Annotated in this window: 13 protein-coding genes, 1 tRNA gene and 1 pseudogene; 5 read left to right on the top strand and 10 right to left on the bottom strand. The window is 67.4% G+C overall.

Annotated features, from left to right (window positions below; all coding sequences use genetic code 11):
* The first annotated feature begins 70 nt into the window (after positions 1 to 70).
* A complete protein-coding gene (locus ID574_RS43930; protein ID WP_188194984.1) occupies positions 71 to 799 on the top strand; it encodes an SDR family NAD(P)-dependent oxidoreductase in 729 nt (242 codons plus the stop codon).
* Here the strand turns inward: ID574_RS43930 and ID574_RS60725 are convergent, their stop codons facing one another.
* From ID574_RS60725 to ID574_RS43940, 3 genes and pseudogenes are all read right to left on the bottom strand, one after another.
* On the bottom strand, positions 800 to 955 hold the full coding sequence (locus tag ID574_RS60725; protein WP_223167718.1) for a hypothetical protein: 156 nt from the start codon (positions 953 to 955) through the stop codon (positions 800 to 802).
* 532 nt (positions 956 to 1487) lie between these two features.
* Positions 1488 to 1562, bottom strand: a pseudogene (locus ID574_RS62515) (hypothetical protein); the annotation flags it as partial.
* Between the two features lie 64 nt (positions 1563 to 1626).
* Positions 1627 to 1700: transfer RNA gene (locus ID574_RS43940), tRNA-Leu, on the bottom strand.
* A 114-nt stretch (positions 1701 to 1814) separates the two neighbouring features.
* Here ID574_RS43940 and ID574_RS43945 point away from each other — a divergent pair.
* From ID574_RS43945 to ID574_RS43955, 3 genes are all read left to right on the top strand, one after another.
* Positions 1815 to 2399 carry an ANTAR domain-containing response regulator gene (locus ID574_RS43945; protein WP_223167695.1) on the top strand — a complete coding sequence of 195 codons (585 nt, stop codon included), beginning with the start codon at positions 1815 to 1817 and terminating at the stop codon, positions 2397 to 2399.
* A gap of 153 nt (positions 2400 to 2552) precedes the next feature.
* Positions 2553 to 3839, top strand: a complete 1287-nt coding sequence (locus tag ID574_RS43950; RefSeq protein WP_188194985.1) for an ABC transporter substrate-binding protein — start codon at positions 2553 to 2555, stop codon at positions 3837 to 3839.
* A 230-nt stretch (positions 3840 to 4069) separates the two neighbouring features.
* Positions 4070 to 5356 (top strand): ABC transporter substrate-binding protein, encoded by a 1287-nt coding sequence (locus ID574_RS43955; RefSeq protein WP_188194986.1) that lies wholly within the window; start codon positions 4070 to 4072, stop codon positions 5354 to 5356.
* Positions 5357 to 5381: 25 nt separating this feature from the next.
* Here the strand turns inward: ID574_RS43955 and ID574_RS43960 are convergent, their stop codons facing one another.
* On the bottom strand, positions 5382 to 6221 hold the full coding sequence (locus ID574_RS43960; protein WP_188194987.1) for a lipoprotein: 840 nt from the start codon (positions 6219 to 6221) through the stop codon (positions 5382 to 5384).
* A 186-nt stretch (positions 6222 to 6407) separates the two neighbouring features.
* On the opposite strand from ID574_RS43960, the gene ID574_RS43965 reads away from it, so the two are divergent.
* The gene (locus ID574_RS43965) at positions 6408 to 7706 is read left to right on the top strand and encodes an ABC transporter substrate-binding protein (RefSeq protein WP_188194988.1); all 1299 of its coding nucleotides are present in this window, start codon (positions 6408 to 6410) and stop codon (positions 7704 to 7706) included.
* Positions 7707 to 7785: 79 nt separating this feature from the next.
* Here ID574_RS43965 and ID574_RS43970 read toward each other — a convergent pair whose 3' ends face one another.
* The 6 genes from ID574_RS43970 to ID574_RS43995 form a co-directional block, all read right to left on the bottom strand.
* Positions 7786 to 8187: a hypothetical protein gene (locus ID574_RS43970; protein WP_188194989.1), complete on the bottom strand. Its 402-nt coding sequence runs from the start codon at positions 8185 to 8187 to the stop codon at positions 7786 to 7788.
* Positions 8188 to 8246: 59 nt separating this feature from the next.
* A complete protein-coding gene (locus ID574_RS43975) occupies positions 8247 to 9029 on the bottom strand; it encodes an ABC transporter ATP-binding protein (protein WP_188194990.1) in 783 nt (260 codons plus the stop codon).
* Entirely contained in the window at positions 9026 to 9964 is a 939-nt protein-coding gene (locus tag ID574_RS43980; protein WP_188194991.1) for an ABC transporter ATP-binding protein, read from the bottom strand. Before ID574_RS43980 ends, ID574_RS43975 begins: the two co-directional genes overlap by 4 nt.
* Positions 9954 to 10952 (bottom strand): branched-chain amino acid ABC transporter permease, encoded by a 999-nt coding sequence (locus ID574_RS43985; RefSeq protein ID WP_188194992.1) that lies wholly within the window; start codon positions 10950 to 10952, stop codon positions 9954 to 9956. Before ID574_RS43985 ends, ID574_RS43980 begins: the two co-directional genes overlap by 11 nt.
* 16 nt (positions 10953 to 10968) lie before the next feature.
* A complete protein-coding gene (locus ID574_RS43990) occupies positions 10969 to 12132 on the bottom strand; it encodes a branched-chain amino acid ABC transporter permease (protein WP_188194993.1) in 1164 nt (387 codons plus the stop codon).
* Positions 12133 to 12721: 589 nt separating this feature from the next.
* Entirely contained in the window at positions 12722 to 13093 is a 372-nt protein-coding gene (locus tag ID574_RS43995) for a PaaI family thioesterase (protein WP_188195133.1), read from the bottom strand.
* Positions 13094 to 13174: the final 81 nt, after the last annotated feature.

Here is a 13174-nt window from a genome sequence, read left to right on the forward strand (position 1 = left end):
CCCTCAGGGTATTGGCCATGACCGAGCCGGTGTTGGCCCCGCGACACGGCGCGATGGTGTGCTCGATGACATGACCGAAAAGATCACCGCCCTGGTGACCGGGGCGAACAAAGGAATCGGCCACGAGGTCGCTGCGGGGCTCGCGGCCAGAGGCATGACCGTGCTGCTGGGCTCCCGCGACCGCACGCGCGGTGAGGCCGCCGCCGCCCGCCTGCGCGCCGCCGGGGCCGACGTGCGCCCGGTCGTCCTGGACGTCACCGACCCGGCCACGATCGAGGCCGTGGCCACGGGACTGACCCGCCTCGACGTGCTCGTCAACAACGCCGGCATCTCCGGCCCGCTGAACGAGCCGCCCAGCGCCACGTCGCCGCGGACCCTGCGCGAGGTGTTCGAGACGAACGTCATCGGCGTCCTCACGGTCACCAACGCCCTGCTTCCCCTGCTCAGACGATCACCCGCCGCCCGCATCGTCAACGTCTCCAGCGGCGTCGGCTCCCTCGCCCACCACACCGACCCCGATCACTACATGTCAGGACTGCCGGCCTCGGCGACGTACCCGATCTCCAAAACCGCCCTCAACCAGCTGACCGTCCAGTACGCCAAAGAGCTCCGCAAGGACGGCATCCTGGTCAACGCCGCCGCACCCGGCGCCTGCGCCACCGACTTCACCAAGGACCTGCCCTTCCCGATCACCCGCACCGCCGCCGACGGCGCCGCCATCGTCATCAAGCTCGCCACCCTTCCTGCGGACGGCCCGACAGGCGGGTTCTTCGACGATGCGGGGGCGGTGCCCTGGTAGTCAGTGTTTCGGTCCTACGTAGAGGTCCAGCAGCTCGACGGCCGCCCGCCGGGCGACCGACAACTCGTTGCGGTTGTTGTAGCGCCAGGCGACGCCCAGCAGGTCGAGCGCCTCGCCACGGAGGGCCAGGATGTCGCGGGACTCGTTCTTGAACATGTAACGCGGGTATTCGTACCAGTGGACGCCGCTGGGGAGGACGCGGCGGACCCGATTGATCCCTCGGCAGCCGTCGGAGTAATAAGGCCTCGGACGAACCATTCGGGATGCGCGCGGTGACGATCTCCCGCTGCCACGGTTCGAGCACGATCGCGCGATCATGCTTCTTGCCGGGGCCGTGCTGCGGAAACAAGTGGGGCCAGTGCTTCCAGAGGCTTTTGACCTCCGTGCACCCGTTGCGTCGGCGACGACTCACCACCGGGTTCGGCATCACCCGGGCCATGGTGGCAGCGGCTTCCTCGATGAGGCCGGGCCAGTTGTCGTCGCAGAAGATGGAGAGTTGGTAGACCCCCTTGCGACAGCGCACGATGTGGCCGTCTCCCAGGTAGAGGCCCAGGAGGTGGGCGTAACTGCCGGCCGGTGCGGGGAGAAGGGCAGGCGATGCGCAACGGGGGCAGGTGCGGGTCGCCGGGAGGTCATGGGACGGCTTGTTGCGCCATCGGTGGATAGTGGCCGGGCTGACACCGGTCTGGCGGCTCGCCTCGCTGATGCTGAGTCCCGAGGCGAGCAGGCGGAGGGCTTCGTCACGAAGGGCGAGATCGTGCATGCGGAGAGTGTCGCAGCCGAGTACGACAAAACCGCCTGGCCGAGAGAACCGGGCGGTTAGTCAGTGCCCCGGGTGGGACTCGAACCCACACTGAATGGATTTTGAGGCCATCTTCTCTGCCAATTGGAATACCGGGGCCGTTGTCCGAAATTTCCGGACTCTTGGGTATCGCGTGATCGAAGCTTAGCCCAACCTGGGACCACATCGATCCGACGTGGCTCCAATCTACCGGACATCGGTACTCTTCTGCTCGTGAGTACGCAGCGGCGAGTAGTGATCGCGGAAGACGAGGCCCTGATCCGCCTCGACCTCAAGGAGATGCTCCAGGAGGACGGCTACGTCGTCGTGGGCGAGGCCGGGGACGGTGAGCAGGCGATCCGGCTGGCCGCCGAGCTGAAGCCCGATCTCGTCATCCTGGACGTCAAGATGCCCGTGCTCGACGGGATCTCCGCGGCCGAGCGGATCGTGGCCGATCGGATCGCCCCGTGTCTGATCCTGACCGCGTTCTCCCAGCGTGACCTGGTGGAGCGGGCGCGGGACGCGGGGGCGATGGCTTATCTGGTCAAGCCGTTCACGAAGGCGGATCTGGTGCCGGCGATCGAGATGGCGGTCAGCAGGCACGAGGAGATGGTGGCGCTGGCGGCCGAGGTGTCGAGCCTGTCGGAGCGGCTGGAGACCAGGAAGCTGGTGGAGCGGGCCAAGGGTCAGTTGATGGCGCAGCACGGCTGGACGGAGCCGCAGGCGTTCCGGTGGATCCAGAAGGCGTCGATGGATCGGCGGCTGAGCATGCGTGAGGTTGCCCAGATCGTTATCGACGACGCGGCCAAGCAGTCCTGAGGGAGCCCTATATCAGGCGTTTTGGCCTGATGGGTTGTGGTGTGGTCACGACTGGGCATCCAACCGGCTTCGGGTGCTTTCTCCGGTGGCGTCTCCGCGCGTAACTGATGGGCGGATGGAAGGTCCGCTCATCTTCGAACGGAGACGCTTTCGATGATCCGTATTTTCCGCGCACCGGTCGTGGCCGCCGCGGCGTGCCTGGCTCTGGCGGCGTGCTCGGGCGGTGGCACCACGGCCGTTCCGCAGGCTTCGGGCACCGCTTCGGTGCAGTCCTCTCCGGCGGGCAAGGGGGACGGCACGCTGATGATCGGCACGGTGCTGCCGCAGACGGGTTCGCTGGCGTACCTGGGGCCGCCCATGTTCACGGGTGTGGACCTGGCGCTCAAGGAGATCAACGAGGCCGGCGGGGTGCTGGGCAAGCCGGTCGCCAAGTCGGACACGGATTCGGGTGACTCGGGGACGAACATCGCCTCGCAGTCGGTGGACAAGCTGCTGGCGCAGAAGGTGGACGCGATCGTCGGCGCGGCGTCGTCGTCGGTGTCGGAGTCGGTCATCGACAAGATCACGGGGGCGGGGGTGCTGCAGTTCTCGCCGGCGAACACCTCCGACAAGTTCACCACGATCGATGACAAGGGCCTCTATTTCCGTACGGCGCCGCCGGACAAGCTGCAGGGTCGTGTCCTGGGCGACCTGGTGGCGGCGGACGGCAACGAGACCATCGGGATCCTGGCGATGCAGGACTCCTACGGCACGGGCCTGGCCGACCAGGTGACCGAGACGGCGGAGGCGGCGGGGACCACGGTGGTGGAGCGGGTCGACTACGACCCGAAGGCCGCGGACTTCTCGGCGGACGTCGCCAAGATCAAGACGAAGAACCCGAAGGGCATCGTGCTGATCGGGTTCCAGGAGACGGCCAAGGTCGTGAACGAGCTGGTCAAGCAGGGTCTGACGGCCGACAAGCACAAGTGGTACATGGTGGACGGCAACATGTCGAACACCAACTACCTGAGGACGCCGAAGGGCACGATGGACGGCGTCAAGGGGACGCTGCCGGGGGCGGCTGCGCCTGAGGCGTTCCAGAAGCGGCTGCTGGCGGTCAAGGCGGATCTGGCCGAGTTCACGTACGCGGCGGAGTCGTACGACGCGGTGACCTTGATCGCGCTGGCCGCGGAGGCGGCCAAGAGCGACTCGGGGGCGGCCATCGCGGCGAAGCTCGTCGAGGTGAGCAAGGGCGGCGAGAAGTGCTCCGGCTTCAAGGAGTGCGTCGATCTGCTGAAGGCCGGCAAGGACGTCGACTTCGACGGCGTGAGCGGCCCGGTGGACTTCAACGACGTGGGCGATCCGTCGGTGGCCACGATCGGCGTCTACCAGTACGGGGCTGACAACAAGTTCAATTCGGCCAAGGCGCTGGAGTATCGGACCGGCAACATCGCCGGCTGAGCGGCGGCTCTCCGTTCAGGTCCTGATCCGGATGTTCCGGATCAGGACCTTTCCGTTTTGGGGCCGACCGTAACTCTGGAGAAACATGTCCTTACTGTAGGTGTTCGGGACATCACAAGTCTGCATAAAAGCCGTGCAGAAAACCGGAGCACTCTCTGCGGCCAGGCATGCTGAGCTGGGAAAACACGGCGAAGGAGATCGTTTCTTCGCTGGGATAGGGAGTCTCTTTCATGATCCGCATTGCTCCAGCGGGGCGCGTTCTGGCCGTCGCGACCGCGGCATGCCTCGCCCTGACGGCCTGTGGTGGGGGCGGTGGCGACACCTCCGCCCAGCAGCCCGCCACGTCGGCGCCGGCAGCCGCCGCGAAGGGCGACGGCACGCTGACGCTCGGCACGGTGCTGCCGCAGACCGGCTCGCTGGCATTCCTGGGCCCGCCCGAGTTCGCCGCGGTGGACCAGGCAGTCAAGGAGATCAACGAGGCGGGGGGCGTGCTCGGCAAGCCCATCGCGAAGATCCACACCGACTCGGGCGACACGACCACGAACATCGCCTCGCAGTCGGTCGACAAGCTGCTGGCGCAGAAGGCGGACGCCATCATCGGCGCCGCGTCCTCGTCGGTGTCCGAGTCGATCATCGACAAGATCACCGGTGCCGGCGTGGTGCAGTTCTCGCCCGCGAACACCTCCGACAAGTTCACCACGATCGACGACAAGGGCCTCTACTTCCGTACGGCCCCGCCGGACAAGCTGCAGGGCCGCGTCCTGGGCGACCTTATCGCCGCCGACGGCAACGACACGGTCGGCATCCTGGCCATGCAGGACTCCTACGGCTCCGGACTGGCCGACCAGATCACCAGGACGGCCGGGGAGGCCGGCGCCACGGTGGTGGAGCGGGTGGACTACGACCCCAAGGCGGCGGACTTCTCCGCCGACGTGGCCAGGATCAAGGCGAAGAACCCGAAGGCGGTCGTGCTGATCGGCTTCGAGGAGGGCGCCAAGGTCGTGAGCGAGCTGGTCAAGCAGGGGCTGACGGCCGACAAGGTGAAGTGGTACATGGTGGACGGCAACATGTCGAACACCAACTACCTGAAGATGCCCAAGGGCACGCTGAAGGGCGTCAAGGGCACCATCCCGGGCGCCGCGGCCCCGGACGCCTTCAGGAAGAAGCTCCTGGAGGTCGACAAGGACCTGAAGGACTTCACCTATGCCGCGGAGTCGTACGACGCCGCGATCCTGATCGCCCTGGCCGCCGAGGCGGCCAAGGACGACAGCGGCCGGTCCATCGCCTCCAAGCTGCCCGAGGTCAGCAAGGGCGGCGAGAAGTGCACGACCTTCAAGGACTGCGCGGGCCTGCTCAAGAGCGGCAAGGACATCGACTACGACGGCGTGAGCGGCCCGATCGACTTCGACGCCGCCGGCGACCCGTCGGTGGCCACGATCGGCGTCTACGAGTACGGGGCCGACAACACCTACCCGGGCAAGGCGCTGGAGTACCGCACGGGCAACATCCAGGGCTAGGGATCTCTGATGAGAAACCTGCTCATCAGCCCAGGCCGCACGCCTTCAGCGCGAAGGTGACGAGGCGGTCCTGCAGCGGCTTGGGCGGCACCACGGTCACCACGCGTTCCTCGCCCCCGTCGATGCTCGCCCGCACGGGGAACAGGAACGCCTTCTTCGCCTCGCCGAACGCGTGCGCGTCGCAGCGGCTGGGCGCGAGCGCGATCGGCGCCACCAGCCGCTGCTCCGCCGCGTCCAGCACGCCCAGCGACTCGCCCTCGGGCGTGACGTTGTAGTGGGTGGTGCCGCCCATCTCGTTCAGCGCCACGGTGCCGGGTCCGCGCCGGGTGACCACCAGCTCGCCCCGCATGGTCTTGCCCGACACCGTCCACTTTGGGCCGAACTCGATGCTCACCGCCTGCTCGATCAGGAATTGGGAGCACTCGTCCCGCAGCAGCCGCGCCAGCAGGGGGTCGGGGTGCGGCACCGGGAAGACCACCTTGCGCGGCCGCTCCGAGCCGGTGCTGACGTGCGCCACGACGGTCGCCGGCTGGACCTCGGGCAGGCCCTGCGGGGAGCAGTTGGCGGCACCGTACGGGATCTGGATGTCCGTCCTGTCTGTCCGCTTGATGGTGGTGTCAGCCCTTTCCGGCGGGAGGGTTTTGAAAGACGGCGTGACGAGCTGGACGTCGGCGAAATAGACGGGGGTGTCGGTGGTATTGCGGACCGCCACCTGCATCCTGTGGACGGGCTCGTCGGAACGCCATTGCCCCAGGGACACCGATACGCCGGGCGGGGGGTCCCCGGACGGCGGCGGGGGCGGCTCCGACGTGCCGCAACCGGCAAGGACGGCCGCCATGACGAGGGGGAGCGTTATGCGCTTCACGTGCGCACATTAGGCATGCTTGCGCAGGTCCGTAAGTTGAGGACTGATTACGACTCCGCATCCAAGTGCCGACAGTTGCCCATGGCATCTAGTGCCCCAGCCAGCCATTTTGTACGTTTCCACCATTCGAATCGGGAACGCTCGGCGGTGCTGACGGATCCCGGCCTGGAATGAAGGAGACACTTCATGATCCGCATTGCTCCCGTGGGGCGGGCGCTGGCTGTCGTGGCTGCCACCAGCCTGGCCCTGACAGCCTGCGGCGGTGGCGGCAGCAACACCGCCACGCAGACCTCGCCATCGGCGCCGGCATCCTCGGCGCCTGCCGCCACGAAGGGCGACGGCACTCTTACTCTCGGCACACTGCTGCCCCAGACCGGTTCGCTCGCCTTCCTCGGCCCGCCCGAGTTCGCTGGTGTCAACCTGGCTGTCAAGGAGATCAACGAGGCCGGCGGCGTGCTCGGCAAGCCGGTGCAGAAGTTCGACACGGACTCGGGTGACACGTCCACGAACATCGCCTCGCAGTCGGTGGACAAGCTGCTGGCGCAGAAGGCGGACGCCATCATCGGCGCCGCTTCCTCGTCGGTGTCGGAGTCGGTGATCGACAAGATCGTGGGCGCCGGCGTGGTGCAGTTCTCGCCCGCGAACACCTCCGACAAGTTCACCACGATCGACGACAAGGGCCTCTACTTCCGTACGGCCCCGCCGGACAAGCTGCAGGGCCGCGTCCTGGGCGACCTGATCATCGCCGACGGCAACGACACGGTCGGCATCATGGCGATGCAGGACTCCTACGGCACGGGCCTGGCCGACCAGGTGCAGAAGACCGTCAGCGACGGCGGCGCCGAAGTGGTCGAGCGCGTGGACTACGACCCGAAGGCCGCCGACTTCTCGGCCGACGTCGCCAAGATCAAGGCGAAGAACCCGAAGGCCGTCGTGCTGATCGGCTTCGACGAGACCCAGAAGGTCGTCAGCGAGCTGGTCAAGCAGGGCATGCCGGCCGACAAGGTCAAGTGGTACATGGTGGACGGCAACATGTCCAACGCCAACTACCTGAAGATGCCCAAGGGCACGCTCGAGGGCGTCAAGGGCACCTACCCCGGCGCCGCGTCCCCCGAGGAGTTCCGGACGAAGCTCCTCGAGATCGACAAGAAGCTGACGGACTTCAGCTACGCCCCCGAGTCCTACGACGCGGCCAACCTGATCGCGCTGGCAGCCGAGGCCGCCAAGAGCGACGCGGGCGCCGACATCGCCACGAAGCTGGGCGAGGTCAGCAAGGGCGGCGAGAAGTGCAAGAACTTCAAGGAGTGCGTCGACCTGCTGAAGGCCGGCAAGGACATCGACTACGACGGCGTGAGCGGTCCGGTCGAGTTCAACGAGGCCGGTGACCCGGCCGTCGCCACCATCGGCATCTACCAGTACGGCGCGGACAACAAGTTCAACGCCGCCAAGGCGCTCGAGTACCGCACCGGCAACATCGCCGGCTGAATGAGCGTCGGCTAGCCGAATAGACAGCGAAGGGCCCGGCCGCCACGGCCGGGCCCTTCGCGTCGAGCGGCCCCCTTCGTCACTTGCAGCCCGCCACGATCTGGCCGGCCGCGGTCCGGTACTCCTTCAGCAGCGCCACCTGCCGCTCGCGCGGCACGTCGGTCTTGGACAGGCTCTTGGTGGTCCGCTTGACGGTCTCCACCGCGCCGCTCAGCGAGCGGGGGAGCCGGTCGCCGAACTCCAGCGTGATCCCGTACGCCTCCGCCAGGCGGCTGATGACGGCGTCCTCGAAGTTCTGCCGCTCCTCCTGGCCCTTGGGCTCCAGCATGAGCTCCGCGTACCCGATGGCGGAGACCACCCGGGCGCACGGGCTGTCGGCGGGATCGCCGCCGGTGCTGAACTTCTGCTCCGAGGACGCGTCGTCCTGGCAACCGACGAGCAGGAGGGGGACGATGAGCGCTAGCGTCGCAAAACGTTTCACATCGCTCATTAAAAACGGCGGAGGGGCCCAGGGGAGTCCCTCCGCCGTTTTGATCGTGTTTACGCCTTGGCGAGCGTGCCGAGGTACAGCTCGATGACCTTCGGGTCGTTGGCGAGCTGCTTGCCGGTGCCGGTGTAGGCGTTGCGGCCCTGGTCGAGGACGTAGCCGCGGTGGCAGATCTGCAGGCAGCGGCGCGCGTTCTGCTCGACCATGATGACCGTGACGCCCGCCTTGTTGATCTGCTGGGCCTGGATGAACACCAGGTCCTGCAGCTTGGGCGACAGGCCCGCGGACGGCTCGTCGAGCAGCAGCACGGACGGCTCTGTCATCAGCGCCCGGGCCATCGCCACCATCTGCCGCTCACCGCCGGACAGGGACCCGGCGCGCTGCTTGCGCCGCTCCTTGAGCGCGGGGAACAGCTCGGCGACGAACTCGAAGCGCTCCTTGAACTTCCCCGGCACCTGGAAGGCGCCCATCTCGAGGTTCTCCTCGATGGTGAGGCTGGGGAAGACGTTGTTGGTCTGCGGCACGTAGCCGACGCCCCGCGCGACCAGCGAGTGGGCCTTCATGTTCGTGATGTTCTCGCCCTTGAGCAGCACCGTGCCGCTGCGGATCGTGACCAGCCCGAACATGGCCTTGAGCAGGGTCGACTTACCGGCGCCGTTGGGGCCGATGATGCCGATCAGCTCGCCGTCTTTGACGTACAGGTCGGAGCCGTTGAGGATGTTGACGCCCGGCAGGTAGCCGGCGATGAGCTCGTCGCACCGCAGGATGGCGTCCTCGGCGCCCTCCAGGTGCGCGCTGCGGTCCGTGACGGCCGCTTTGGACTCCGGGACGGTCACTTCTGCGTCTCCTCTTCGATCTCGGCCTCCAGCGCCGCCTCAGCCTCGTGGAGCTGGGTCTCCAGGTCGCTCTCGGAGAGAGGCGCGTCGTGGTGCGCGCCGAGGTAGGCGTCGATCACACGCTCGTCGGACATGATCGTGGAAGGCGGGCCCTCGGCGATGACGTTGCCCTGGGCCATGACGATCACCCAGTCGCTGATGTCGCGGACCATGTCCATGTCGTGCTCGACGAACAGCACCGTCATGCCCTGCTCGCGCAGGTCCTTGACGTGGCCGAGCAGCGACTGGGTCAGCGCCGGGTTGACGCCGGCCATCGGCTCGTCGAGCATGACCAGCTCGGGGTTGACCATGAGCGCGCGAGCCATCTCCAGCAGCTTGCGCTGGCCGCCGGACAGCGACCCGGCGAAGTCGTCCTCCTTGGCGATGAGCTTGAAACGGGTCAGCAGATCCTCGGCCCGCGCCGTGATCTCCGCCTCCTGCTTGCGCCAGGAGCCCGGCAGGAGGGCGCGGAAGAAGTTCTCGCCCTTCTGCTGCTGGGCGCCCAGGCGCATGTTCTCCATCACGGTCAGCCGGGACAGCGCCTTGGTGAGCTGGAAGGTGCGCACCATGCCCGCGCGGGCCACCTTGTGCGCGGGCACGCCGTTCATGGGGCGGCCGTTGAACGTCCACGAGCCGGAGTCGGCCGTGTCGAAGCCGGTCAGCTGGTTGAAGAACGTGGTCTTGCCCGCGCCGTTGGGCCCGATCAGGGCGGTGATGGAACCGCGCTGGATCTCGACGTGGTCCACGTCGACGGCGGTCAGGCCGCCGAAGCGGCGCACCACCTTGTCGACCACGAGGATCGGGTCCGGCTTGGGCACGCCGGGCTCGCGGGGCAGGTCCTTGAACGCTGCCAGCGCCGCGGCCTTGCGCTCGGTGGACGTGGTTTCAGCGTGCATCGATTGCTATCTCCCTCTTGTCACCGAAGATGCCCTGTGGCCGGAAGATGAGCAACAGGATCAAGCCGAGACCCACCAGGATCCAGCGCACCGCGCCGACCTGGTAGACGGTCAGGAAGGTGATGTAGCCCGAGCCGACCGCCTCGGCGAGCGTGTTGTAGATCAGGACGAGCAGCACCCAGAACACCATCGCGCCCACGACGGGGCCGAGCACGCGGGCGGCGCCGCCGAGGATGACCATCGTGTAGAGGTAGAACGTCGTCTCGGTGCCGAACACGTCCGGCTGGACGGAGCCGGCGGCCAGGCCGTAGATGAAGCCGCCGAGGCAGCCGATGACGCCGCCCAGGACCAGCGACTGCATCTTGTACGAGAAGACGCTCTTGCCCAGGCTCCGCACGGCGTCCTCGTCCTCGCGGATGGCCTTGAGCACGCGTCCCCACGGGCTCTTCATCAGCAGGTAGACGATGCCGCAGCACAGGGCGATCAGCGCCCAGCCGACGACCATCACCCACAGCTGCCAGTGAGGGAAGAAGATCGGGATCGGGCCGAGGTTGAAGCCGTACTCGCCTTCGGGGAAGGGGCTGAGGGCGTGGAAGCCCTCGGAGAAGCCGCGCCGGCCGTCGGAGCCGCCGAAGACGTCCTTGAACGCCACGGAGCGGAAGATGAGCCGGATGATCTCGGCCGCCGCGATGGTGACGATGGCGAGGTAGTCGGCGCGCAGCTGCAGCGTCGGGATGCCCATCAGGAGCGCCAGGAGCACCGCCGCCGCCAGGCCGACGAAGATGCCGACCCAGAAGGGCAACCCCAGGACGGTGACGGTGACGGCCAGCCCGTAGCCGGCCACGCCCATGAACGCGGCCTGACCGAAGTTGAGCAGGCCGGTGTAGCCGAAGTGGATGTTGATGCCGATCGCGGCCAGCGCGTACAGCACCGTCTCCACGTTGATAGCGGCCTTGAGGGTGGTGCTGATGATCGTGATCCAGTCCATTCTGATCCTCCCCCGATCAGCCGATCCGCTCACGGCGGCCCAGGATGCCCTGAGGCCGGACCAGGAGCACGATGATGAGCACCACCAGCGCGCCGACGCTCTTGAGCTCCGGCGGCACCCACAGTGTGGAGACCTGGATGAACAGGCCCACCACCAGGGATCCGACCAGAGCGCCGAACGCGGTGCCGAGCCCGCCGAGCGTCACGCCGGCGAAGATGAGCAGCAGGATCTCCTGGCCCATCGTGTACTTCAGGCTCTGCGAGAGCCCCAGCATGACGCCGGCCAGCGCGGCGATGGCGCCGCCCAGCGTCCAGATGATCCGGATCACCCGGTCGACGTTGATGCCGGACGAGGCCGCCAGCGCGGGGTTGTCGGCCACGGCGCGGGCCGCCTTGCCGGTGCGGGTGCGCAGCAGCGCGAAGCCGACGATGACCAGCACGGCGAGCTCGATGCCCATGGCGACGAAGTTCTTGGGGGCGGCCGTGATCGGGCCGACCTCGACGCCCGGCTGCGCAGTGTACTGCGCGAAGGCCTCGTTCTCGCCGCCGAAGAAGATCAACATGACGTAGCGGAGGAAGAGCGCCACGCCGATCGAGATGATCATCATGGCGATGATGCCGGTGCCGCGTCTGCGCAGTTGGCCCCAGAAGAAGCGGTCCTGTCCGTAGCCGAGCGCGCCCGCCACCAGGACGGCGAGGATCGCGGCGGGGATCAGATGGAGTCCTAGGCCCACGTTGAATCCGTAGGCGAGGATCGCGCCGAGCGTGACCAGCTCGCCGTGGGCGAAGTTGGTCAGGCCGGTCGTGCCGTAGATGAGCGACAGACCGAGCGCGGCCAGGGCGATGATCAGGCCCAGGTTGAAGCCCTCGAACGTGAGCTGCGCGGCCCGCGTCCAGAACGAGCTCTCACCGCCGGTGTCCTGCTGCTGCGGCTGTCCGGGGGCACCCTTGGGCTGCAGCGCGAACAGGACGGCGGAGCAGTTGCCCTCGTACACCGTCGGCGTGCGGGTGTTGTTGCCGCCGCGGATCTCGGCGTTCTGCGGAAGGGTGCCGACGTCCAAGGTGACCTTGTACTTGCCTGGTTGTTCGACCTCGACGTCCCAGGCGCCTTGAGCGTTGGTGGTGACCTCCTGGACGGGTTGTCCGCCCTCGGTGGTCACGGCGATTTTGACGCCGTTCACTGGCTGGCCTTGGAGTCGGAGTGTCCCCCTCAGTCCCTGCTCACAATCGACGGGACCCGCGTTGGCGGGTCCGGCGAGCAGGAAGACGAGTCCACCCAGGAAGGCCGTGAACGCGATCACGGCTCTGCGCAATGGTGCTCCCTCAAAGTTAGGTCAAGGCGGGGTTGTGCCCCTCCATCTCGACACGCGCGCATCGCAGGCACAACTGGGATGCAATGGCGGGAGCTTATTCTGGCTACGCCCGGTTCAGTATCGTTCGTCACCAATTAGTGACAACTGCGTGTCACTCATGTGAGCAAACAACACGCCAGGTCAGGGGCTAAATGAGCCGAGACGCCTGGCCGCCGGCGGAAACGAAGCCGTAACGATTTTACGAAAATATTGACGAGCCCGCGGGGGGCCTTTGGGGCCGTGCAGAGCGGAATCCCCGCGTGCGCGGGGCCGGTACACGTTTTCTACTGGGCCTCCCGCGGGCTCGCCCGGAACACCCCCGCATGCGCGGGGCCGTCTGTCCCTGTGGGCTCGCGTTCGGACAACCGTAGCGACCCGGGGGGCGCTGCGCAAAGCTTCGTCGTAAGTGACCGTAGGGTCAGCGGTCGCGCAGCATGCACGTGAGGCGGGAGGTGCAGACGCGTCGTCCCTGCTCATCGGTGATCTCGATGTCGTACGTCGCCAAAGTGCGACCGGCGTGCAACCTGGTCGCGACGCCCGTGACGTGACCCGACGACGCGGCGCGGTGGTGGGTGGCGTTGATCTCGATGCCCAGGGCGATGCGGTCGGGACCGGCGTGGATGGCCGCCGCCACCGAGCCCAGCGTCTCGGCGAGCACCGCCGAGGCGCCGCCGTGCAGCACGCCGTAGGGCTGGGTGTTGCCCTCGACCGGCATCCGGCCCACGACCCGCTCCGGGCCGGCCTCGAGGAACTCGATGCCCATCCGGTCGGCGAGCGTGCCCTCGTGCATGCCCGTCAGCACGGGGAGGTCCAGGGGGTTGGTCTGCGTCAAAGGGACGTCTCCACTCTTCCGAGCTCAGGTTTTCTGTCG

This window comes from Nonomuraea sp. SYSU D8015 (assembly GCF_008065375.1).
Lineage (GTDB): Bacteria > Actinomycetota > Actinomycetes > Streptosporangiales > Streptosporangiaceae > Nonomuraea.

Excerpts from the sequence above, each read along its gene's own strand:
- ID574_RS43995 (WP_188195133.1), bottom strand. The coding sequence starts at position 13,093 with ATGCACGAGGGCACGCTCGCCGACCGGATGGGCATCGAGTTCCTCGAG.
- ID574_RS43965 (WP_188194988.1), top strand. The coding sequence starts at position 6,408 with ATGATCCGCATTGCTCCCGTGGGGCGGGCGCTGGCTGTCGTGGCTGCC.
- ID574_RS43955 (WP_188194986.1), top strand. The coding sequence starts at position 4,070 with ATGATCCGCATTGCTCCAGCGGGGCGCGTTCTGGCCGTCGCGACCGCG.
- ID574_RS60725 (WP_223167718.1), bottom strand. The coding sequence starts at position 955 with ATGTTCAAGAACGAGTCCCGCGACATCCTGGCCCTCCGTGGCGAGGCG.
- ID574_RS43985 (WP_188194992.1), bottom strand. The coding sequence starts at position 10,952 with ATGGACTGGATCACGATCATCAGCACCACCCTCAAGGCCGCTATCAAC.
- ID574_RS43930 (WP_188194984.1), top strand. The coding sequence starts at position 71 with ATGACCGAAAAGATCACCGCCCTGGTGACCGGGGCGAACAAAGGAATC.
- ID574_RS43980 (WP_188194991.1), bottom strand. The coding sequence starts at position 9,964 with ATGCACGCTGAAACCACGTCCACCGAGCGCAAGGCCGCGGCGCTGGCA.
- ID574_RS43950 (WP_188194985.1), top strand. The coding sequence starts at position 2,553 with ATGATCCGTATTTTCCGCGCACCGGTCGTGGCCGCCGCGGCGTGCCTG.